We start from the raw sequence: 21,206 nt of genomic DNA, 5'->3' as shown, positions 1-21,206 counted from the left end.
GCTGCCGCCCCGGCCGAATCCGCCGAGTCGGCCGACGCTGCCGGACCGGCCGAAGCCGCGGAGCGGGCTGAAGCCGAAGAGCCGACCGAAGCGGCGGACGCGGCCGGAGCCGCTGAACCGGCCGAGGCCGCAGAGCAGGCCGACCCACCCGGATCCACCGAGCCCGCCGACGAGGCCGACCCCGCCACCCCGGCTGAAGCAGCGGAGTCGGCCGAGGCCGCCACCCCGGCCGAGCCCGCGAAGCCGACCGAGCCCGCCGCCCTGCCCGCGTCCGTCGACCTCGCGGACCCCGGCTTCTGGCAGCTTCCCGCCCCCGACCGCGCCGCCGCCTTCGCCGAGCTGCGCCGCCGCCCCGGTCCGGTGTTCTTCGGCGACCGCGCCACCGGTCGCGGCTTCCACGCCCTGGTCCGTCACGCCGACGTGGTCGAGGCCAGCCGCACCCCCGCCGTGTTCCTGAGCGGCCCCGGTGTGACCACCCCCGTCCCGGCCCGCTGGGTCCGGCTGCTGTTCGGCGACTCGATGGTCAACCTGGACGACCCCCGCCACGCCCAGCTGCGCCGGATCGTCTCGCGGGCGTTCACCCCGCGGCTGCTCGACCGGGTCGAGGAGGACGTCCGGCGGATCAGCACCGAGCTGGTCGACCGGATCGAGCGGGAGCGGCCGGGGGACTTCGTGACCGCGGTCGCCGCCGAACTCCCGTTCCAGGTGATCTGCACCATGATGGGCATCCCGGAGCGGCCGCGCCGCACCATCCTCGACCTGGTCAACCGCACCTCCGAGGACATCGGTGTGGCCCGGCCGCTGCGCCGCCGGCTGCGGGTGCCGGGGCGCGGGCTGCGGGCGCTCGCCCGGATGCAGGGCATCGTCGCCGGGATCGGCCGCCGTCGCCGTCGCCGGCCGGAGGAGGACCTGATCTCCGCGCTGGTCACCGCCGACGTGGACGGCCGCCGGCTCACCGGACGCGAGCTGGGCGCCTTCTTCAGCCTGCTGCTGGTCGCCGGGGTCGAGACCACCCGCAACGCGCTGGCCCACGGCCTGCACCTGCTGACCGTCCACCCCGAGCAGCGCGCCCTGCTGCTCGAGGACCTCGACGGACGGCTCGGCGGCGCGGTGGACGAGATGGTCCGCCACGCCACGCCGATCATCCAGTTCAACCGGACCCTCGCCGTCGACCACGAGCTGGGCGGCTCCGGCGGCCCGCTGCTGCGCGCGGGGGAGAAGGTCGCGCTGTTCTACGGCTCGGCCAACCGCGACGAGGAGGTCTTCCCCGACCCCGACGTCTTCGACATCACCCGCACGCCCAACGCCCACCTCGGCTTCGGCGGCGGCGGTCCGCACTACTGCCTCGGCGCGCACCTGGCCCGGCAGGAGATGACGACGCTGTTCCGCGAGCTGTTCACCCGCCTTCCCGAGGCGCGGTCGGTCGGCGAGCCGCAGCTCGTCCCGTCCAGCTTCGACCACCGGGTCCGCTCGCTGCGCTTCACCTTCTGAGCCTCCTGAGCGCCCCGGCCACCCTGAGCGCCCCGGCCACCCTGAGCGCCCCGGCCACCCTGAGCGCCCCGGCTGCCCCGGCCACCCTGGGCGCCCCGGAGGTCCAGGCCGCCCCGGACGCTCCGGGCCTCCTGAGCGACCGGTCCCCTCCGGACAGCCGGGGCTCCGGCGGCTACTCGGCCGGCTCCCAGACCGCGTTGTCGTGCGCGAACAGCACCCGGTGCGGCCCGTGCTCGGCCACCCGGTCGAGCCAGGTCCGGTACCCGGGCAGCGGCGGGGCCACGCCCTCGCGCACCGCCCGCCGGGCGAGCACCGCCTGCCCGTACTCGGAGGCGAAGTCGTAGGCCTGCCCGGCCAGCAGGACCGGCCCGCCGCCCGGGCGGTCCACCAGCAGCGACTGGTGGCCCCCGGTGTGGCCGGGGGTGGGCAGCACCCGGACGCCCGGCCAGACCTCGGCCTCGCCGTCGAGTTCGCGGTACTCGGCGCCGGGGAAGTCGACCAGCGCGTCGATGGTGTACCCGCCGCGCCGGGCGGTGGCCAGCTCCTCGGCCTGGACCAGGACGGGCGTGCCGGCGAACAGCGGGTTGCCGCCGCAGTGGTCGAAGTGGAGGTGGCAGTTGACCACCAGGTCGATGTCGGCGACGGCGACCCCGGCCGCCGCGAGCGCCTCCGGCAGCGGGCGGCGGACCGGGCGGTAGTGCGCCTCGGTCTCCGGTTCGCCGCCACCGATCCCGGTGTCGAACAGCAGCAGCCCCTCCGGACGCCGGACCAGGTACGCGAGCACCGGTTCCACGCGCGGCTCCGGGCCGCCCACTTCGGTGGCCGGTCGGACGAAGTACCCCAGGTCGAGACGGCGGATCACGTGCAATTCAGCCCCCATGTCGCAGTGCGTCGCTCTGCCCCCGTACGGGCGGCCGCGCGGGCCCCCCGTTCGCACCCTACCCGCCGACCGGCAGCCCCCGGTCGGCCTTCACCTGCTTCATCGTCAGGTGCGAGTTGACCTGCGCGATGCCCGGCAGGCCGGAGAGCACGTCGGTGATGAAGCGTTCGTACGCGGCGATGTCGGCCACCGCGATCCGCAGCAGGTAGTCGGGCTCGCCGAACAGCCGGTGGGCCTCCACCACCTCCGGCAGCTCGGCCACCCGGCGCTCGAACTCGGCGACCGTCACCTGGTCCTCGTGACGCATGGTGATCGTCACGAAGGGCTGGAACCCGCGTCCGACCGCCGCGCCGTCCAGCACCGCCCGGTAGCCGCGGATCACACCGTCCTGCTCCAGTTGACGCACCCGGCGCAGGCAGGGGGACGGGGTGAGGTCCACCCGGGAGGCCAGCTCGGCGTTGGTCAGGCGCCCGTCCTGCTGGAGCTCGCGGAGGATTCTGCGGTCGATTCGGTCCATGGCGCAACATTCTGCCAAAACGCCGCTCCGACCAGCACGAAGTCGCCATCGCGTGCCAGCCCGATCCGGCTACCTTCAGTGACCGAACCCGCTGCCGGGTCACTCCGGCAGATCCCCGGGGCACCCCGGCAGGCCGCTGGAACAACCTCCGGCCGACCCGCCGGAACGACCCCCGGCCGATCCGCCGGGCCCACACCGCGACGAGCACGACAGGCCACGCCCACGCCCATGGACACCCACGCCCTCCTCCTCTTCCTCGGAGTCGACCTCCTGCTGGTCTGTACCCCGGGCCCCGACTGGCTCTACATCGCCGCCCGCGGCCTCGGCCAGGGACGCCGTGCCGCGCTGATCGCGGTCGGCGGGGTCTGCGCCGGGTACGCCGTCCACACGCTGCTCTCCAGCGCCGGACTGGCCGCCGCGCTGCGCGCCGTCCCGGCCGCCCTGCCCGTGCTGCGCCTCACCGGTGCCGCGTACCTGCTGGTGCTGGCCGTCATGATGCTGCTGGCGCTGCGCAAGAGCGGGGGCGCCGCCGCCCTCGCCGCGCCCAAGCCGCAGCCCACCGCGACGGTGCTGCGCCAGAGCATGCTGACCGCGCTGCTCAACCCCAAGGGGCTGCTGCTCTACCTGTCCCTGGTGCCGCAGTTCGTCGACCCGGACGCCGCCCTGCCGGTCGGCGGCCAGGTGCTCGCGCTCGGCTCGCTCAACGTGCTGGCCTGCGCGGTGGTGTACGGGCTGGTCGCGTACGCCAGCGGGCGGCTCGGCGGTCGGTTCGGCGGCACCCCGCAGGCGGCCCGCCGGATGACCATGGTCTCGGCGGTGCTGTTGATGCTGGTGGCGGGCGTCACAGCGAGCGCCTGAGAACGGGAGCACAATGCCGGGCATGACCGAGCGCCCGTTGCCAGAAGGAACCACCGCGGCCACTGGAACCACCGGAACGGCGGCAGCCGCCGGAGCCGTCGACCGCCCGACCGCCCACGCCTGGGCGGCTCTCGGCGGACCGCCCGAGTTGCTGGAGCGGGTGACCTTCCACGGCCCGGAGGACGTCCTGCCCTCCGGGCTGCCGGTGCGCCGGCTCGCCCGGGCCACCGTGGCGGTCTGTTCACTGGCCGCCGCCGAGCTCGCGTCCCACCGCGCCGGAGGCTCGGCGCCCCTGGCCGCGTCCGTCCCCGCCGTCCGGGTGGACCAGGGGGCCGTCGCCACCGCCTTCGTCAGTGAGCGGCACCTGACGGTCGACGGCCGCGCGCCCGTCAACTTCGCCCCGCACTCCGGCTTCTGGCGTACCGCCGACGGCTGGGTGCGCACCCACGCCAACTACCCGCACCACCGGACCCGGCTGCTCTCCGCCCTCGGCCTCGCCGCGGACGCCGGGCCCGAGCAGCTCGCCGAGGTGCTCGGCAGGCTGCCGGCCGAGCGGATCCAGGAGCGTGCGTACGCGGCGGGAGCGCTCGCGGTGGCCGTCGTGCCGGTGAGCAGCGTCGTGCACCCCCTCGTGGAGCACCTGGAGGTCGGCGCCGCCGCCGGAACCGCGCCGGTCCGCCCGCTCGGCCAGGCCCCGGTGGACCGGCCCGCCGCCGGGATCCGGGTCCTCGACCTCAGCCGGGTGATCGCCGGACCGGTGGCCACCCGTACCCTCGCCCTGCTCGGCGCCGACGTCCTGCGGGTCGACTCGCCCCGGCTGCCCGAGGCCGACGACGCCCACGCCGACACCGGCTTCGGCAAGCGCTCCACCCGCCTCGACCTCGCCGAGCCCGCCGACCGCGCCGTCTTCGACGGCCTGCTCGCCACCGCCGACGTCGTCGTCTCCGCGTACCGCCCCGGCTCCCTCGACGCCCACGGCCTCGGCCCCGACGCGCTGTTCGCCCGTCGCCCGGACCTGATCCTCGCCCAGCTCTGCGCCTGGGGCTGGACCGGCCCCTGGGCCGGGCGGCGCGGCTTCGACAGCCTGGTCCAGGCGGGTGTCGGCATCGCCGCCCACGAGGCCGCCCCCGAGACCGGATCCGCCACCGGCGGCCGCCCCGGCGTGCTGCCCGCCCAGGCCCTCGACCACGGCACCGGCTACCTCGTCGCCGCCGCCGTGCTGCGCTCCCTCACCGACCAGCGCACCCGCCGCCCCGGCGGCCGCCACCTGCGCTTCTCCCTCGCCGGCACGGCCTCCTGGCTGCTGCACGGCATCGAACCGGAGACGCCGCGGGGAGGCCCGTCCGAGCCCTACGACCCCGCCCGCCGGCTGGCCGAGGTCGACTCCCCGTACGGGCGGCTGCGCCACGCCCTGCCGCCGATCGGGTACGAGGGGGCGCCCGCCGACTGGTCGCGCCCGCCGGGGCGTTGGGGAACGGACGAGCCGGTCTGGCTCTGACGGCCTCGGGCGGACGCTGTCCGAGGCGTCTGGCAGCATCGCCGTCATGACCGCACACGCCACGGACTACACCTGGTTCACCCGGCGCTACCCCTTCCTGGGTGAGGCCTGCTGCCTCACCCAGGTACAGGGGCTCGCGGCCGGTGAACTGCTGCGCCGCTTCAACGCCCTGCCGGGGACGGGTGCCGCCGGGCTGGAGGAGGTGGTGGCCCGCTGGAGCTCCTACACGAACGGGGCCGACGCCGAGGCCAGGGAGCTGTTCGACCCCGCCGAGGACCGACTGCTCGTCGCCGTCACCGAACTCGACGGCTGGGCACTCGCGGTGGAGCCCTTCGGCTACCTCGGCACCCTGGACGCGGAGATCCTCCGGCTCGCCGAGGGCACCCGGCTGGTCTCGCACTACCGCAACGCCCTGGGGGCCGACCACTTCCACTGGTGGGAGCACGGCATCCAGCGGCTGCACTTCGAGCCGCTCTTCCCCGACCAGCGGGACGGCACGGACGCCGAGGCGCCCGGCATCCCCGAGCTGCTGACCGCCTGCGGCTTCGAGCTGGAGACGGAGGCGTACGACCTGTGCGGCGAGGCCGCGTTCGCGCTCGCCGAGCGGCTGACCGACGTCCGGCTCGACCCGGAACGGCTGGAGGCCGCGACCTTCCGGATCGGCTACGCGCCGCGTCCGTGAGCCGCTCCGTGCCCGTGAGCCGTTCCGGGCCCGTGAGCCGCTCCGCGTCCGTGAGCCACTCCGCCCAGCGCTGAGGCCGCGCCCCGGCGGGACGCGGCCTCGGTGTTATAGGACGGCTGTTGTCAGACCCCGGACGGGATCTGCTTGGCCCGGCTGCGGACCTGGAGCGCCGTCACGATCTCGACCAGGCCCAGGATCACCAGCCAGCACCCGGACAGTACGGCCAGCGCGGTGATCGACCCGACCGGCCACACCATCAGCAGCACACCGGCCAGGGTGTTGGCCACGCCCGCGAAGGCCTGCCAGCCCCGGGCGGGCATCATCGGGTCGGAGATCGCGGCGGCGAGCTGGGTGATGCCGCGGAACAGCCAGCCGATCCCGATCCAGAGCGCGAGCAGCAGCAGCGACTGCACCGCACTGCGGAAGCAGAGCAGTCCCAGCAGCACGCAGATCGCGCCGCTGATGAAGGCCAGCACCCGCAGCGCGGTGGTGGAGTGGGTGCCGAACGCGGCGATCAGCTGCACGATGCCGATCACCAGCAGGTAGAGGCCGAACAGCACGCCCACCACCAGGAGCGTCTCCCGGGGCCAGGCGAAGACCACGATCCCGAGGGCGAGCGAGGCGAGTCCGGCGACCAGCAGGACCTGCCAGGCGGCCTTGGCGAGCAGTCCGAGCGGACCCTGGACCGGGGTGCCGTCGGGGGTGATGATCGGAGGGGCCACGGTGGCGTACTCCTCGGGGCTGACGCCGGGGCGGCCGGCTGACGGGCAGGGAACGAACCCCAGCCTGTCCGCGCCACGGTCGGACCGCGCGTCGGATACGGCCGTTCGGGGGATTCGCCGCGGTCGCCGGAACGTCACCCTCCGGACACTTGCCGTCGATACCATCCGTCGGTATGACTTCTGAAGGGTGGGGGACCCCTCCGGTCGAGCCGATCAGCCAGCACTACATCGTCTGCGGGGGCAACGCGCTGGCACACCGACTGGTCCTGGAACTCGTCGAGCACTACGAGGTGCCGGTCGTCGTCCTGGTCGCCGACCGGACCCGCGACCACGCGCCGCAGATCGAGCAACTCTCCGGCGTGGCGGCGGTCGTGGAGTACACCAGCGTCACCGAGGAGGCGCTGCGCGCGGTGTCCATCGGCACCGCGCGCGGCCTCGCCCTGGTCGAGGGGAGCGACCAGGAGAACATCCACGCCGCGCTCAGCGCGCAGAACCACAACCCGGACATCCGCATCGTGTTCCGGATGTTCAACCAGCGGCTCGGCGAGAACATCGAACGGCTGCTCAGGAACGGTGCCGCGCTCTCCGGCTCCGCCACCGCCGCCCCGGCCTTCGCCTCCGCGGCGCTCGGGCGGCCCAACTCGGTGGAGATCGAAGGGCGTTACCTGCACATCGCGTTCGACGACGACATCACCTCCGACCGGATCTGCGTGGTCGCCGACCAGATCGACCGGCAGGACCTCGGCAGGATCCGGCTGCTGCCCGAGCAGCAGGGTGACTCGGCCGAATTCGTCCGGCTCGCCGCCGAGTTCGGCGACCAGGGGCCGATCCGCCCCGGTGGCGTACGGCCCGAACCGGCGCCGTCGGCCGAACCAGCGCCGGCGGCCGACCCGGAGCCTTCGGCCGAGCCGACGCCGCCGGCCGGGCTGATGTCGGCGGCCGGTCCGGTGCCGGCGGCTGGTCCGGTGCCTTCGCCCGGCCCCGCCCGGGAGGGGGAGCCGGGCGGCCGGGCGGCGCTCCAGGTGCTGCGGATCGAGCCCCGGGAACCGATCGACTGGATGAGACGGCTGCGCTGGCGGCTGCTCGACACCATGCGCTTCTTCACCAGCGCCCGGATGCGCCTGGTGCTGCTCACCGCCCTCGCGGCGGTGCTGCTGGCCTTCGGCGTGCTCTGGTACCTCAACCGGAACTTCGGCTGGACCGTCTACATCGCGCTGCTCGACCTGGCCGGCGCCGCCCAGCCGGACCAGCTCTCCGACGTCGCCGCCGGGACGGGGGCGGGCACCGGCGGGTTCTGGCAGCGGGTCGCGCAGGTGGTGATCACCATCTGCGGGATCACCTTCGCGCCGGTCGCCACCGCGATCGCGGTCGAGGTGCTGGGCTCCGGGCGGCGCGGGCAGCCGCGCAACCCCGGGGCGGGCACCCGGGACCACGTGATCGTCGTCGGCCTCGGCAACGTCGGCACCCGGGTCGCGACCCAGCTGCACACCATGGGCGTGCCGGTGGTCTGCATGGAGCGGGACCCGCAGGCGCGCGGCATCGCCGCCGTACGGGCACTGGGGATCCCGGTGGTGATGGGCGACGGCCCGTTCGAACAGCAGCTGCGCCGGGCCCGGCTGAAGCACAGCAGGGCGCTGGTCGCGGTCAGCGGGGACGACGCCACCAACCTGGAGGCGGCCCTGGAGGCGCGCCACGGGAATCCCGAGGTCCGGGTGGTGGTGCGGCTGTTCGAGGACGACTTCGCGAGTCACTTCTACAAGACGCTGGACAACGCGGCCTCCCGGTCGGTGTCCTACCTGGCCGCGCCCGCCTTCGCGGCGGCGCTGATGGGGCGCGAGGTGCGCGGGACGCTGTCGGTGCTCCGGCACGTGCTGCTGATCGCCGAGCTGACGGTGGAGGACGGCAGCGGGCTGATCGGGCTGAACCGGCACGACCTGGAGGACCCGGGCGGCGTCCGGGTGATCGCGGTGCGCTTCGCCCACGGCGGACAGCTGCAGTGGAACTTCCCCGACCGCACCCGGCGGCTGGCCCCGGGCGACCAGATCGTGGTCGCCGCCACCCGCAGCGGGCTCGCCCGGCTGAACACGGTGGCGGTGGAGGAGCAGGGCTGAGCGGGGCTGTCCTCGGACAGGGTTCAGCTGACAGATTTCAGATTTCAACATCTGAAATCTGAAATCTGTCAGCTGTTATCCGTCGGCCGTCAGTTGTCAGCCGTCCTCGGCCGTCAGCGGTTCTGGAACTCCGGCGGGCGCTTCTCGGCGAAGGCCGTCATGCCCTCCTTCTGGTCCGCCGTGGCGAAGGCCGCGTGGAAGAGCCGGCGCTCGAAGCGGACGCCCTCGGCGAGCGTCGTCTCGAAGGCGCGGTTGACGCTCTCCTTCATCATGATCGCGGCCGGGGCGGACATCGCCGCGATCGTCTCGGCGGTGGCCAGCGCCTCGGACAGCAGCTGGTCGGCGGGGACGATCCGGGAGACCAGCCCGGCCCGCTCGGCCTCCTCGGCGCCCATCATCCGACCGGTCAGGCACAGCTCCATGGCCTTCGCCTTGCCGACCGCCCGGGTCAGCCGCTGCGAGCCGCCGATGCCCGGGATCACGCCGAGCTTGATCTCCGGCTGCCCAAACTTCGCGGTGTCCGCCGCCAGCAGGACGTCGCACAGCATGGCCAACTCGCAGCCGCCGCCCAGCGCGAACCCGGCGACCGCCGCGATCACCGGCTTGCGCAGGGCGCCGAGCCGGTCCCACGGGCCCAGCCAGTCGTCCAGGTAGACGTCCGGGAACCGGTTGCCCTGCATCTCCTTGATGTCGGCGCCGGCCGCGAAGGCCTTCTCCGAGCCGGTGATCACCAGACAGCCGACCTCCGGGTCCCGGTCGAAGGCGGTCGCGGCGGCGACCACCTCGTTCATCAGCTGGGTGTTCAGCGCGTTGAGCGCCTTGGGCCGGTTGAGCGTGATCAGCCCCACCCGGCCCTTGCGCTCGACCAGGATCGTCTCGTAGGTCTCGGTCTCGGTCATCGCCGTCGACTCCCATTTCCGCTGCTCGGCGCCCGTGGGAGCGCCCTGACCACCCAACGATCTACGACGCGCCCCGCCTCGCGCCAGTCTTGGTATGCGAGACGCCGGTCACCAGGGGACGGAGGCGGCGGCGGGGCGGTCGGACGGAGGCGGCGGGACGGAGTGCCGGCCGGACGGACGCCGGGCCGGTCAGAAGCGGACGCCGTAGCGCTCCGCCGCCTGCCGTACGGTCTCCGCCTTCACCTCGCCCCGGCGGGCCAGCGCGGCCAGCGCCGCGACCGTCACCGACTCGGCGTCCACCCCGAAGTGCCGCCGCGCCGCCGCCCGGCTGTCCGAGAGGCCGAAGCCGTCGGTGCCCAGCGAGGTCCAGTCCTGCTCCACCCACGGGCGGATCTGGTCCGGCACCGCGCGCATCCAGTCGCTGACCGCCAGCACCGGCCCGGGCGCTCCGGCCAGCGCCCTGGTCACGTACGGGACGCGGGCCGCCGCGCCGGTACCGGCCGCGGCCTGCGCCAGGTTGGCCGCGTCGCAGTCCAGCGCCTCGCGGCGCAGCTCCGTCCAGGAGGGTGCGGACCAGACGTCGGCCGCCACGCCCCACTCCTCGCCGAGCAGCCGCTGCGCCGTCAGGGCCCACTGCACGGCGGTGCCGGAGGCGAGCAGTTGGAGCCGCGGCGGGTCGGCGGGCAGGTCGACGGCCGGGGTGGCGGACGACGCGGCGGCGTCCGCCGTGCGGTAGCGGTAGAGGCCGCGCAGGATGCCGTCCACGACCTCCTCGCCGTCCGGGAGCGCGGGCTGCACCAGCGGCTCGTTGTAGACGGTGAGGTAGTAGAACACGTCCTCGCCGTGGGGGTGTTGCTCGCTGCCGCCGTACATCCGGCGCAGGCCCTCGCGGACGATCACGGCCACCTCGTAGCCGAACGCCGGGTCGTAGGAGAGCGCGGCCGGGTTGGTGGAGGCGATCAACTGGGAGTGGCCGTCGGCGTGTTGGAGGCCCTCGCCGGTCATGGTGGTGCGGCCGGCGGTGGCGCCGACCAGGAAGCCGCGGCCCAACTGGTCGGCCATCGCCCACATCTGGTCGGCGGTGCGCTGCCAGCCGAACATCGAGTAGAAGATGTAGAACGGGACGACCGGCTCGCCGTGGGTCGCGTACGAGGTCGCGGCGGCGGTCAGCGAGGCCATTGAACCGGCTTCGGTGATGCCCTCGTTGAGGATCTGGCCGGTCGTCGACTCCTTGTAGTGGAGCAGCTGGTCGCGGTCGACCGGGTCGTAGGTCTGCCCGAGCGGGGAGTAGATCCCGGCGGTCGGGAAGAGCGACTCCATGCCGAAGGTGCGCGCCTCGTCCGGGACGATCGGCACCCAGCGGTGGCCGGTCGCCTTGTCCCGCAGCAGGTCCTTGACCAGCCGGACGAAGGCCATGGTGGTGGCGATCTCCTGGTTGCCGGAGCCCTTGAACAGCGTCTCGAAGGGCTTCGCGGGCGGGGCCGGCAGCGGGGTGAAGCGCACCCGGCGGGCGGGCGCCGGCCCGCCCAGTGCGGCGCGGCGCTCGCGCAGGTAGCGGGCCTCCGGCGAGTCCGGGCCGGGGTGCGCGTACGGGGGCAGCGGGTCGTTCAACGCGGCGTCCGGAATGGGGAGTTCGAGCAGGTCGCGCATGGCCCGGAACTCGGCTCCGGAGAGCTTCTTCATCTGGTGGTTGGCGTTGCGGGACTCGAAGCCGGGGCCGAGCGTCCAGCCCTTGACGGTCTGCACCAGCACCACGGTGGGCGCGCCCCGGTGTTCCAGCGCCGCGCGGTAGGCCGCGTACACCTTGCGCGGCTCGTGGCCGCCCCGGGAGGTGGCGACCGTCTCGATCAGCCGCCGGTCGTCCACGGTGTCGGCGAGCGCCCGCAGTTCGGGCGAGCTGTGGAAGAGGTGCTCGCGGACGTACCCGGCGTCCGAGGCGGCGTAGGTCTGGAACTGTCCGTCCGGCACCTCGCCGAGCCGGCGGACCAGTGCGCCCGTGGTGTCGCGGGCCAGCAGCTCGTCCCAGGCCTCGCCCCACAGCGACTTGACCACGTTCCAGCCGGCCGCGCGGAAGCGGCGTTCCAGCTCCTGCACGATCTTGCCGTTGCCGCGCACCGGCCCGTCCAGGCGCTGCAGGTTGCAGTTGACGACGAAGGTGAGGTTGTCCAGGCCCTCCCGGGCGGCCAGCGCGAGCGCGGCGGTGGACTCGGGCTCGTCCATCTCTCCGTCGCCGAGGAAGGCCCACACGTGCGAGCCGGAGGTGTCCTTGATACCGCGCGCGGTCAGGTAGCGGTTGAACCGGGCCTGGTGGATCGCGGAGAGCGGCCCGAGGCCCATCGAGACGGTCGGGAACTCCCAGAACCAGGGCAGTCGGCGCGGGTGCGGGTAGGAGGGCAGGCCGTCGCCGCCGGCCTCCTGGCGGAAGCGGTCCAGCTGGGCCTCGGAGACCCGGCCCTCCAGGAACGCGCGGGCGTAGACGCCGGGGGCGGCGTGGCCCTGCACGTACAGCTGGTCGCCGGAGCCGTCGGCCTCCTTGCCGCGGAAGAAGTGCTGGAAGCCGACCTCGTACAGCCAGGCGGCGGAGGCGTAGGTGGCCATGTGCCCGCCCAGGCCGCCGCGGTGGTTGCCCCTGGTCACCATGGCGGCGGCGTTCCAGCGGTTCCAGGCGGTGATCCGGCGCTCCATCTCCTCGTCGCCGGGGAACTCCGGTTCGGCGGCGGTGGGGATGGTGTTGACGTACGGGGTGTCCAGCAGCGGAGGGACGTCGAGCCGCTGCAGCTCGGCGTGCTCGACGAGGCGGCGCAGCAGGTGGGCGGCGCGGTTCGGTCCGCCGAAGTCGCGGGCGGCGTCGAGGGACGCGCGCCACTCCGCGATCTCCTCGGGGTCGTGGTCGGGAAGCTGGTCGAGCTGGGACACGGGTGGTTCCCCTTTACCGGTGCGCTTCAGGGTGCTTATTCCAGGATGCGGAATAGCATTTCTCTCCATGGAACTATTTGGACGGTAGAGAGTGATCGGGCGGCCCGTCAACCGTTACTGGTGGGTAGTTTGAGAGATGATCGATCATCTCTATGCGAACTTTATGCGGAAGGGCAACCCCGGCCCGAGCGGCTCAGTCGGAGTGCCGGGCGTACTCCAGGACGTGCTCGGCCAGCAGCCGGCCGACCGCCGGGTCCTGCCGCCGGAAGGCCTCGATCAGCGGCCGGTGGTCGGCGGCGTTCTCGTGCAGCTCCGGCCGGACCCGGTGCAGCGACAGCACCGTCCACACCTCGACCCCGAGGCCCTCCCAGGCCCGCAGCAGCGTCCCGTTGCCGGAGGCGGCGACGATCTCGCGGTGGAAGGCCACCCCGTGCCGGGCCTGGCCGAGGGCGTCGCCCGCCGCCGCGGCCGCCGCCATCCGCTCGGCGTGCCGCTCCAGCGCGGTGGTGTCCCCGGCCAGCCGGACCACCGCCGACTCGGCGGCCAGCCGCTCCAGCGCGGCCCGCACCTGGTAGACCTCGCGCAGCTCGGCCGGTCCGATCTCGCGCACCCGCACGCCCCGGTTGGGCTCGGCGTCGAGCAGCCCGAGGGTCTGGAGCGCGCGCAGCGCCTCGCGGACCGGCGCCTGGCTGACGTTCAACTCGGCGGCCAGGCGCCGCTCGACGATCCGGTCCCCGGGCTGCCAGCGGCCGTTCAGCAGGCCCTCCAGCAGCAGCCCGCGCACCTGCTCGCCCAGCGGCACCCGGGACAGCGGGTCGGTGCCCCCGGCCGGAGTCGGCGGCGGGACCGGGTGGTTCATGGCGGGCTCCAGGTGTGCCGGTGGAGGTGGGGCGGGGGAAGGGGTGGGGCTCAGGCCAGGCCCAGTTCGTCGCCCACGCGCGGGGCGAGGAAGCGGGCGACGTCCGCCTCCGTCACCTCGGCGAGCGTGCCGGGCTTCCACCGGGGGTTGCGGTCCTTGTCGATCACCTGCGCGCGGACGCCCTCGACCATGTCGTGGCCCTCCAGCGCGGCGCAGGAGATCCGGTACTCCTGGTCGAGCACGGCCTCCAGCGAGGGGAGTGTACGGGCGCGGCGCAGCGCGGCCAGGGTGGTCTTCACGGCGGTGGGGGAGTTCGCCAGGACGGCCTCGGCGGCCTCCTTCGCCTCCGGGGCACCGGAGTTCAGTAGCCGGTCGACGATCTCCTCGACCGTGTCGGCCGCGTAGCAGGCGTCGATCCAGGGGCGCTGGGCGGCCAGTGCGGCGGGCGGCGCGGGCTCGGCGTGCGCGGCGACGACGGCCGCGACGGCGGAGGCGACGGCGGTGGTGCCGGTTGTGGTGCTGTCGGGCGCCGTGGCGGTGCTCCGGCCCAGGGCGTCGAGCAGGTCCGGGATGCGCCGCGAGGGCACGAAGTGGTCCGCGAATCCGCACAGCAGGGCGTCGCCCGGGCCCATCGAGGCCGCGCTGAGCCCGAGGTGGGTGCCCAACTCGCCCGGGGCGTGGGCGAGCAGCCGACTGCCGCCGACGTCCGGGGCGATCCCGATCCGGGTCTCGGGCATCGCGACGGTGGACCGCTCGGTGACGATCCGCACCGCGCCGTGGGCGGACACGCCGACGCCGCCGCCCATGGTGATGCCGTCCATGACCGCGACGTACGGCTTCGGGTAGCGGGCGATCAGCGCGTTCAGCCGGTACTCGTCGCGGAAGAACGCCCGGGTGCCGGCCCCGCCCGCCTTGGCGTCGTCGTGCATCGCGCGGATGTCGCCGCCCGCGCACAGGCCGCGCTCGCCCGCGCCGGTCAGCACGACGGCGCGTATCCGGTCGTCCGCGGCCCAGTCGTCCAGGGTGGCGCGCAGGGCGGTGACCATGCCGTGGGTCAGCGAGTTGAGCGCCCGGGGGCGGTTCAGCACGAGCCGTCCGACGCCGCCGTCCAGGAACGCCTGGACCTCCGCCACCTCTGCGTTCATCGGGCCCGCTCCCGTTCCTCGGTGCTGTCGTCGGCGATGCCGATTCCCGCCGTCCACCGTACCGGGGCGGGCGCCCGTTGTGATCACTCGCCCGGCGATCATGTTTCCGACGGGCGCTCCAGGGGCGCTCCGCGGTGCGCGGGAGGCGCTACGGCCAGGCGCGCAGGGCGAGTTCGGCGGTGCGGGCCAGGTCGGCGGGGGTGGCGCCGTCGCGGGCCTGCTGGGACATGCCCTGGAGGACCGCACCGAAGTAGCCGGCCAGCCCCTTCGGGTCGGCCTCCGGTGGCAGTTCGCCGTCCTGCTGTGCCCGGCGCAGCCGCTCCTCGAAGGTGCGCAGGTTCCCGTTGCGTCGCTCGCGCAGCTGGTCCTGGATGACGGCGTCCTGCTGGGTCACATTGGTGGCGGCGGAGATCACCAGGCAGCCGGCCGGATGCGACGGGTCGGCGTAGACGGCGGCGGCCTCGCGCAGGATGCGGGCGAAGGCGCCGTACGCGGTGGGCTCCTCCGCCAGCGCGATGGCCGCGAACTCGCCGGCGGGGGAGTGGCCGTACTGGCGGACCACCTCCTCGAACAGCGACCGCTTGTCACCGAAGGCCGCGTACAGGCTGCCGGGGCGGATGCCCATGGCGGTGGTGAGGTCGGTGACGGAGGTGGCCTCGTAGCCGTGCTGCCAGAACAGCCGGGTGGCCGCGGCCAGGGCCTCGGCGCGGTCGAAGGCCGGCGGGCGTCCGCGACGGGGAGTGCGCGGCGGGCCGGTGGGCCCGTCCGGGGATGCCGTTGTCGCCGCGTGCGCCTCTGTCATGCGCTGAATTTTAGAGCACTCACTCAAGAAGTGTGTGCTAGCGTATTTTTTGAGCGATCGCTCAAGAAATGCGTTGAGTGCAAACAGGAGGGGGCTCGGACATGGGCGCGGACAGGCTTCAGGGCAAGACGGCACTGGTCACGGGGGGCAGCAGGGGGATCGGCCGGGCCATCGCCCGCCGGCTCGGGCGGGACGGCGCCACCGTCGCCGTCGGCTACGCCCGCGATGCGGTGGCGGCGGAGGAGGTGGTGGCGGGCATTCGGGCGGACGGCGGGCGGGCCTTCGCGCTGCCCGCCGCGCTCGGGCGGCACGGCGATGCCGTCGCGCTGTGGGAGGCCTTCGACGCGCGGATAGGCGAGTACGCGCCGGCCGGGGGTGTCGACATCATCGTGAACAACGCCGGGATCGGGCGCAGCTCCGACCTCGCCGGCCTGACCGAGGAGGAGTTCGACGAGGTCTTCGCGGTCAACGTCCGCGCACCGTTCTTCATCGTCAAGCACGGGCTGGAGCGACTGCGTGACGGCGGCCGGATCATCAACATCTCCAGCGGCCTGGCCCGGCTCGCCATGCCGGAGATCATGGCCTACGGCGCCACCAAGGGTGCGCTGGACACCTTCTCGCTCAACCTCGCCCAGCAGCTCGGGCCGCGCGGGATCACCGTCAACTCCGTGGCGCCCGGGATCATCGACACCGACCTCAATGCGGAGTTCCTGGGCGATCCGGAGGCGCGGGCGTGGGCGGCCTCGGTCGCCGCGCTCGGCCGGGTCGGGGCGCCGGAGGACATCGCGGACGTCGTCGCCTTCATCGCCTCGGACGACGCGCGGTGGATGACGGGGCGCGTGGTCGACGCCACCGGCGGCTCGCGGCTGTAGGCGGGAGCCGCCGGCGGTGGGCTGACAGATAACAGATGACAGCTGACAGATGATGAAATCTGTCAGCTGTCATCTGTCATCCGTCGGTCGTGAGCCCTCAGCCCCGCACGCGCCCGGTGACCTCGCCGAACCCGATCACGGCGCCGTCCGGCCCGGGCGCCGTGGCGGTGATGGTCACCTCGTCGCCGTCCTCGAGGAACGTCCGGGTCGTCCCGTCCGGGAGCTTCAGCGGCTCCTCGCCGTTCCAGGTCAGCTCGATCAGCGCGCCCCGGGTGTCCCGCTCCGCCCCGCTGACCGTCCCCGAGGCGAACAGGTCGCCGGTGCGCAGCGAGGCGCCGTTGACCGTCATGTGGGTCAGCTGCTGCTGCGCCGTCCAGTACATGGTGGCGAACGGCGGCCGGGAGACCTGGTGCCCGTTCAGCCGGACCTCCATCGCCAGGTCCAGGCCCCACGGCTCGCCGCCCCGGTCGTCCAGGTACGCCAGCGGCTCGACGTCGCGCTCCGGCGGCGTGACCCGGGCGTGGTCCAGGGCGTCCAGCGGCACGATCCACGGCGAGATGGAGGTCGCGAAGGACTTGCCGAGGAAGGGGCCGAGCGGCACGTACTCCCAGGCCTGGATGTCGCGCGCCGACCAGTCGTTGAGCAGGCAGACGCCGAACACGTGCTCGCGGAAGTCGTCCAGCGCGACCGGCCGGCCCAGCTCCGACGGCGTGCCGACGACGAAGCCGACCTCGGCCTCGATGTCGAGCCGGCGGGACGGCCCGAAGGTCGGTGCGGCGTCGGCGGGCGCCTTGCGCTGCCCGGACGGCCGCACCACCGGCGTGCCGGAGACCACGACCGTGCCCGCCCGCCCGTGGTAACCGATCGGCAGGTGCTTCCAGTTGGGGGTGAGCGGCTCCGAGCCCGGGCGGAAGATCCGGCCCAGGTTGGTGGCGTGGTGCTCGGAGGCGTAGAAGTCGACGTAGTCGGCGACCTCGAACGGCAGGTGCAGCTCCACCTCGTCGGCCGGCAGCAGCGCCGGCGACAGGGCCTCGCGGAAGGACTCGTCGGTGAGCCAGGTGGTGAGGTCCGCCCGCACCCGGCTCCAGACCGGGCGCCCCGCCGCCATCAGCGGGTTGAGCGAGTCCGCGTCCAGCAGCACCGACGGCGCTCCGGCCGCGCGGGCGGCCGCCCCGGCGTCCAGCACGAAGTCCCCGACGCGCACGCCGATCCGGCGCCGCCCGGGCTGGTCGGCGGCGGTGAAGACGCCGTACGGCAGGTTGTGCACGCCGAACGGCGAGTCCTGGGCGCTGGCGAGCCAGCTGCTGGGGGTGGTGCTCAACGGTCCTCCTGGTGCAGTGGACTGGGCGACGACAGCAGGCCGAGCGCGGCCAGGTCACCCAGGGGCTCGGCGATGCTACAGGTGCCGAACGCGGTGAACGAGTTGCGGATCACCACGATCTGATGGTCCGTCAGTGCGCGTGCCGCCTTGGCCAGCACCTCGCCGTCGCGCTCCGCCAGCACCGCCGCCGCGGCGGCCCGGTCGGTCTCCTGCGCGGCCAGCAGCACGTTCAGGAAGCCGTGGTGCTCGAAGCCGGTCTCCGGGTCGGTGTGCCGGACGGCGTTGTGCAGCCCGGCCGTGCACTTGTACGGCAGTCCGCGCTGCGCGCAGCCGGTGAGGAAGGCGGCCAGTTCGTCCTCGTCCGGGAAGGCCTCGGCGACCAGCCCGCCGGTGCGGAACTTCGCCCGGTACGGGCTGTCCACCAGCACGTCCAGGACGGCGTCCAGCCCGTCCCCGCGCAGCAGTTCGCGCGGGAGTTCGACGGCGGCGGGGACGTCCGGGGGCAGCAGCCGGTCCAGCGCGGCCACCGCCTCGGCGGCGTCCCGGGTGGCCAGCTCGACGCCGGCCAGCTCGAACGGTGCGGCGGCGGCGAGCGCCGGGGCGAGCTCGATGCTGCCCCCCGGCAGCACCAGCCCGACCTTGAGCGGCCGGTCGCCCGCCACCACCGAGTCGTCCGCCTCCGCGGCGCCCGGAACCGCGCCGGCCGAGACCGCCGCGGCCAGCTCGCCCAGTCGGCCGGCCCCGCAGAGGAAGGGCCCGACCGCCTCGGCGTACCAGGCCGCACGGTGCGCCCGGTGCGCGGGCACCGCCTCGGCGACCGGCAGGTTCCCGGGCGGGAACACCGCCGCGTCGTCGAACAGTCCGCGGAACAGCTCGGGGATCACACCCCCCGAAGGCAGCGCGTTCATCGCCCGGGCCCCCGACCGGCCCAGGTCCAGGCGTAGTTGGCGTCCTCGGTGGCCCGGCCGCCCTCGCCGAGCTCCAGCGGGCGGAAGGTGTCCACCATGACGGCCAGCTCGTCGAAGAACTCCGCGCCGATGCTGCGCTCGTACGCCCCCGGCTGCGGCCCGTGGGTGTGCCCGCCCGGGTGCAGCGAGATCGAGCCCTGGCCGATGCCGGAGCCCTTGCGGGCCGCGTAGTCGCCGCCGCAGTAGAACATGACCTCGTCGCTGTCCACGTTGGCGTGGTAGTACGGCACCGGGATCGCCAGCGGGTGGTAGTCCACCTTGCGCGGGACGAAGTTGCAGATCACGAAGCCGTTGCCCTCGAAGACCTGGTGGGCCGGCGGCGGCTGGTGGATCCGGCCGGTGATCGGCTCGAAGTCCTTGATGTTGAACGCGTACGGGTACAGGCAGCCGTCCCAGCCGACCACGTCGAACGGGTGGTGCGGCACGGTGTAGCGGGTGCCCGCGATCCCGTTCGGGCCGCGGTGCTTGACCAGCACGTCGACGTCCCCGGGGGCGTCCACGACCAGCGGGCCGACCGGTCCGCGGAAGTCCCGCTCGCAGTACGGCGCGTGCTCCAGCAGCTGCCCGTACTTGGACAGGTAGCGCTTGACCGGGGTGATGTGGCTGTTCGCCTCGATGCAGTACGCGCGCAGCGGCTCGTCCCCGGCCGGCACCCAACGGTGGGTGGTGGCACGGGGGATGACTACGTAGTCGCCCTGCCCGACCTCGATCGAGCCGAACACCGTCTCGACCGTGCCGGAGCCGGACTCCACGTACACGCACTCGTCGCCGAGCCCGTTGCGGTAGAGCTCGCTCGGGGCCCCGGCGGCGACGTACGAGATCCGCACGTCGCCGTTGCCGAGGACGAGCCGGCGGCTGCCGACGACGTCCGCGGACTTCCAGTCCTGGTCCGCGAACAGCTCGTGCAGCTTGAGGTGGCGGGGGAGGAGGGGGTGGTTGGGCACCGTGGACTGGTCCGGCAGCTCCCACGGCACCGCGTTGACCACCGCCGAGGGGATGCCCCGGTGGTAGAGCAGTGAGGAGTCCGAGGAGAACCCCTCCTCGCCCATCAACTCCTCGTAGTACAGCCCGCCTTCGGGGGTGCGGTGCTGGGTGTGCCGCTTGGGCGGGATGTTTCCCAGCTGCCGGTAGTACGCCATCTCCGTGGTCCTCCTCGACCGTTCGGCAGAGATCCGTTCGTCAGAGCCTGCCAGAGCCTGTCAGGGCCCGGACAGACCCTTGTCAGGGTCCGTCCGGGCTTCTACAGAGCTCGTCGGGGCCCGTCAGAGCCCTCGGACGCTCACAGGTTGCCGCGTCGGTCCTGCTCGCGCTCGATGGACTCGAAGAGCGCCTTGAAGTTGCCCTTGCCGAAGCCGAGCGAACCGTGCCGCTCGATGAACTCGTAGAAGACGGTGGGGCGGTCGCCGATCGGCTTGGTGAAGATCTGCAGCAGGTAGCCGTCCTCGTCGCGGTCGACCAGGATGCCGCGCTTCTTCAGCTCCTCGACCGGCACCCGGACCTTGCCGATCCGCGCGCGCAGCTCCGGGTCGTCGTAGTAGGAGTCCGGGGTGGAGAGGAACTCCACGCCGCGTGCCCGCAGCACGTCCACGGTGGTGAGGATGTCGTTGGTGGCGAGCGCCATGTGCTGGCAGCCGGGGCCGGTGTAGAACTCCAGGTACTCGTCGATCTGGGACTTCTTCTTGGCGATGGCCGGCTCGTTGAGCGGGAACTTCACCCGGTGGTTGCCGCTGGCGACGACCTTGGACATCAGCGCGGAGTAGTCGGTGGCGATGTCGTCGCCGACGAACTCGGCCATGTTCACGAAGCCCATGACGCGGTTGTAGAACGCCACCCACTCGTCCATCCGGCCCAGCTCGACGTTGCCGACGGCGTGGTCGAGGGCCTGGAAGAGGCGCTTGGGCGAGCCCTCCGGGTGGGTGACCCGGCTCTCCGCGACGACGTAGCCCGGCAGGTACGGGCCGTGGTAGCGGGAGCGGTCGATCAGGGTGTGGCGGGTCTCCCCGTAGGTGGCGATGGCCGCGCGGCGCACGGTGCCGTTCTCGTCCGAGACGTCGTTCGGCTCCTCCAGCACGGTGGCGCCGGTCGCGCGGGCGTGCTCGATGCACTTGTCGACGTCCGGGACCTCCAGGGCGAGGTCGACGACGCCGTCGCCGTGGCGGCGGTGGTGGTCCAGCAGCGGGCTGTCCGGCTGGACGCCGCCCTTGATCACGAAGCGGCAGGAGCCGGAGCGGAGCACGTACGCCTTGCGGTCGCGGCGGCCGGTCTCCGGGCCGGAGTAGGCGACCAGCTCCATGCCGAAGACGACCTGGTAGAACTGCGCCGTCTGGGTGGCGTTGCCGACCACGAAGACGACCGCGTCCTGGGCCGTCACCGGGAAGGGGTCGGCGGCGGCGTCGTGCTCGACGAGGCCGACGAGGCGGCGCAGCTGGTCGGCGTCAAGACCGGCCTCGCGCTCCTCGGGGGTCAACTCAAGGGCGTGGGACTGCGGGGTCATCGCTCGTTCCTCCACTTCGGGCCTCGCCGTCGAGGCTTCCGCTGGATCGCGACCGCACCGAACGGGTGGGCGGTGTGGTTGCGGAGAGCTTGCTCCTGTCGGGGTGGTTGGGCAACAGGTCGGATTTTGACTGCTCAATGTGTACAAGCTGATCAGAAATTCCCGCTGTCA

18 protein-coding genes are annotated in these 21,206 nt (G+C 73.4%); 6 read left to right on the top strand and 12 right to left on the bottom strand.

The features are described 5' to 3' along the window. The first annotated feature begins 261 nt into the window (after positions 1 to 261). Complete coding sequence (locus ACFRQN_RS02045; protein ID WP_380737543.1) at positions 262 to 1,491, top strand: cytochrome P450; 1,230 nt, start codon at positions 262 to 264, stop codon at positions 1,489 to 1,491. 172 nt (positions 1,492 to 1,663) lie between these two features. On the opposite strand, the gene ACFRQN_RS02040 is transcribed toward ACFRQN_RS02045, so the two are convergent. Next, positions 1,664 to 2,371: an N-acyl homoserine lactonase family protein gene (locus ACFRQN_RS02040; protein WP_117490810.1), complete on the bottom strand. Its 708-nt coding sequence runs from the start codon at positions 2,369 to 2,371 to the stop codon at positions 1,664 to 1,666. Between the two features lie 58 nt (positions 2,372 to 2,429). Further along, the gene (locus tag ACFRQN_RS02035; protein ID WP_049652743.1) at positions 2,430 to 2,888 is read right to left on the bottom strand and encodes an Lrp/AsnC family transcriptional regulator; all 459 of its coding nucleotides are present in this window, start codon (positions 2,886 to 2,888) and stop codon (positions 2,430 to 2,432) included. A 228-nt stretch (positions 2,889 to 3,116) separates the two neighbouring features. Here ACFRQN_RS02035 and ACFRQN_RS02030 point away from each other — a divergent pair, with 228 nt between their 5' ends. The 3 genes from ACFRQN_RS02030 to ACFRQN_RS02020 are packed head-to-tail and all read left to right on the top strand — an operon-like array spanning position 3,117 to position 5,926. After that, positions 3,117 to 3,746 carry a LysE family translocator gene (locus tag ACFRQN_RS02030; RefSeq protein WP_074004196.1) on the top strand — a complete coding sequence of 210 codons (630 nt, stop codon included), beginning with the start codon at positions 3,117 to 3,119 and terminating at the stop codon, positions 3,744 to 3,746. 22 nt (positions 3,747 to 3,768) lie between these two features. Then, the gene (locus ACFRQN_RS02025) at positions 3,769 to 5,244 is read left to right on the top strand and encodes a CoA transferase (protein WP_079272430.1); all 1,476 of its coding nucleotides are present in this window, start codon (positions 3,769 to 3,771) and stop codon (positions 5,242 to 5,244) included. Positions 5,245 to 5,290: 46 nt separating this feature from the next. Then, the gene (locus ACFRQN_RS02020) at positions 5,291 to 5,926 is read left to right on the top strand and encodes a DUF6461 domain-containing protein (RefSeq protein ID WP_380737529.1); all 636 of its coding nucleotides are present in this window, start codon (positions 5,291 to 5,293) and stop codon (positions 5,924 to 5,926) included. A 122-nt stretch (positions 5,927 to 6,048) separates the two neighbouring features. Here ACFRQN_RS02020 and ACFRQN_RS02015 read toward each other — a convergent pair whose 3' ends face one another. Then, positions 6,049 to 6,648: an HdeD family acid-resistance protein gene (locus tag ACFRQN_RS02015; protein WP_049652737.1), complete on the bottom strand. Its 600-nt coding sequence runs from the start codon at positions 6,646 to 6,648 to the stop codon at positions 6,049 to 6,051. A gap of 173 nt (positions 6,649 to 6,821) precedes the next feature. On the opposite strand from ACFRQN_RS02015, the gene ACFRQN_RS02010 reads away from it, so the two are divergent. Further along, the gene (locus tag ACFRQN_RS02010) at positions 6,822 to 8,759 is read left to right on the top strand and encodes an NAD-binding protein (RefSeq protein ID WP_380737527.1); all 1,938 of its coding nucleotides are present in this window, start codon (positions 6,822 to 6,824) and stop codon (positions 8,757 to 8,759) included. Between the two features lie 113 nt (positions 8,760 to 8,872). Here the strand turns inward: ACFRQN_RS02010 and ACFRQN_RS02005 are convergent, their stop codons facing one another. The 5 genes from ACFRQN_RS02005 to ACFRQN_RS01985 all read right to left on the bottom strand — a co-directional run bounded on the left by ACFRQN_RS02005 (position 8,873) and on the right by ACFRQN_RS01985 (position 15,380). Then, positions 8,873 to 9,658, bottom strand: a complete 786-nt coding sequence (locus ACFRQN_RS02005) for an enoyl-CoA hydratase (RefSeq protein ID WP_380737525.1) — start codon at positions 9,656 to 9,658, stop codon at positions 8,873 to 8,875. 189 nt (positions 9,659 to 9,847) lie between these two features. Beyond that, the gene (aceE, locus tag ACFRQN_RS02000; protein ID WP_380737523.1) at positions 9,848 to 12,574 is read right to left on the bottom strand and encodes a pyruvate dehydrogenase (acetyl-transferring), homodimeric type; all 2,727 of its coding nucleotides are present in this window, start codon (positions 12,572 to 12,574) and stop codon (positions 9,848 to 9,850) included. 193 nt (positions 12,575 to 12,767) lie between these two features. Further along, entirely contained in the window at positions 12,768 to 13,433 is a 666-nt protein-coding gene (locus ACFRQN_RS01995) for a GntR family transcriptional regulator (protein WP_049652728.1), read from the bottom strand. Between the two features lie 50 nt (positions 13,434 to 13,483). Further along, a complete protein-coding gene (locus ACFRQN_RS01990; RefSeq protein ID WP_380737521.1) occupies positions 13,484 to 14,578 on the bottom strand; it encodes an enoyl-CoA hydratase/isomerase family protein in 1,095 nt (364 codons plus the stop codon). Between the two features lie 148 nt (positions 14,579 to 14,726). Beyond that, a complete protein-coding gene (locus ACFRQN_RS01985; RefSeq protein WP_380737519.1) occupies positions 14,727 to 15,380 on the bottom strand; it encodes a TetR/AcrR family transcriptional regulator in 654 nt (217 codons plus the stop codon). A gap of 101 nt (positions 15,381 to 15,481) precedes the next feature. Between ACFRQN_RS01985 and ACFRQN_RS01980 the strand changes: the two genes are divergently transcribed. After that, entirely contained in the window at positions 15,482 to 16,252 is a 771-nt protein-coding gene (locus ACFRQN_RS01980; RefSeq protein WP_380737517.1) for an SDR family oxidoreductase, read from the top strand. Positions 16,253 to 16,349: 97 nt separating this feature from the next. Here ACFRQN_RS01980 and fahA read toward each other — a convergent pair whose 3' ends face one another. From fahA to hppD, 4 genes are all read right to left on the bottom strand, one after another. Continuing rightward, positions 16,350 to 17,573: a fumarylacetoacetase gene (gene fahA / locus ACFRQN_RS01975; RefSeq protein WP_380737515.1), complete on the bottom strand. Its 1,224-nt coding sequence runs from the start codon at positions 17,571 to 17,573 to the stop codon at positions 16,350 to 16,352. Continuing rightward, complete coding sequence (locus tag ACFRQN_RS01970) at positions 17,570 to 18,481, bottom strand: hypothetical protein (RefSeq protein WP_380737513.1); 912 nt, start codon at positions 18,479 to 18,481, stop codon at positions 17,570 to 17,572. The genes fahA and ACFRQN_RS01970 overlap by 4 nt, the downstream gene beginning before the upstream one ends. Then, entirely contained in the window at positions 18,478 to 19,680 is a 1,203-nt protein-coding gene (locus ACFRQN_RS01965) for a homogentisate 1,2-dioxygenase (RefSeq protein ID WP_380737511.1), read from the bottom strand. Before ACFRQN_RS01965 ends, ACFRQN_RS01970 begins: the two co-directional genes overlap by 4 nt. A 140-nt stretch (positions 19,681 to 19,820) precedes the next feature. Next, on the bottom strand, positions 19,821 to 21,035 hold the full coding sequence (gene hppD, locus ACFRQN_RS01960) for a 4-hydroxyphenylpyruvate dioxygenase (protein ID WP_049659944.1): 1,215 nt from the start codon (positions 21,033 to 21,035) through the stop codon (positions 19,821 to 19,823). Positions 21,036 to 21,206 lie beyond the last annotated feature (171 nt).

This window comes from Kitasatospora sp. NPDC056800, from assembly GCF_042789775.1.
GTDB lineage: Bacteria > Actinomycetota > Actinomycetes > Streptomycetales > Streptomycetaceae > Kitasatospora.
The sequence above is the reverse complement of the archived record's forward strand: the minus strand, read 5'-3'. Positions and strand labels throughout refer to the sequence as shown.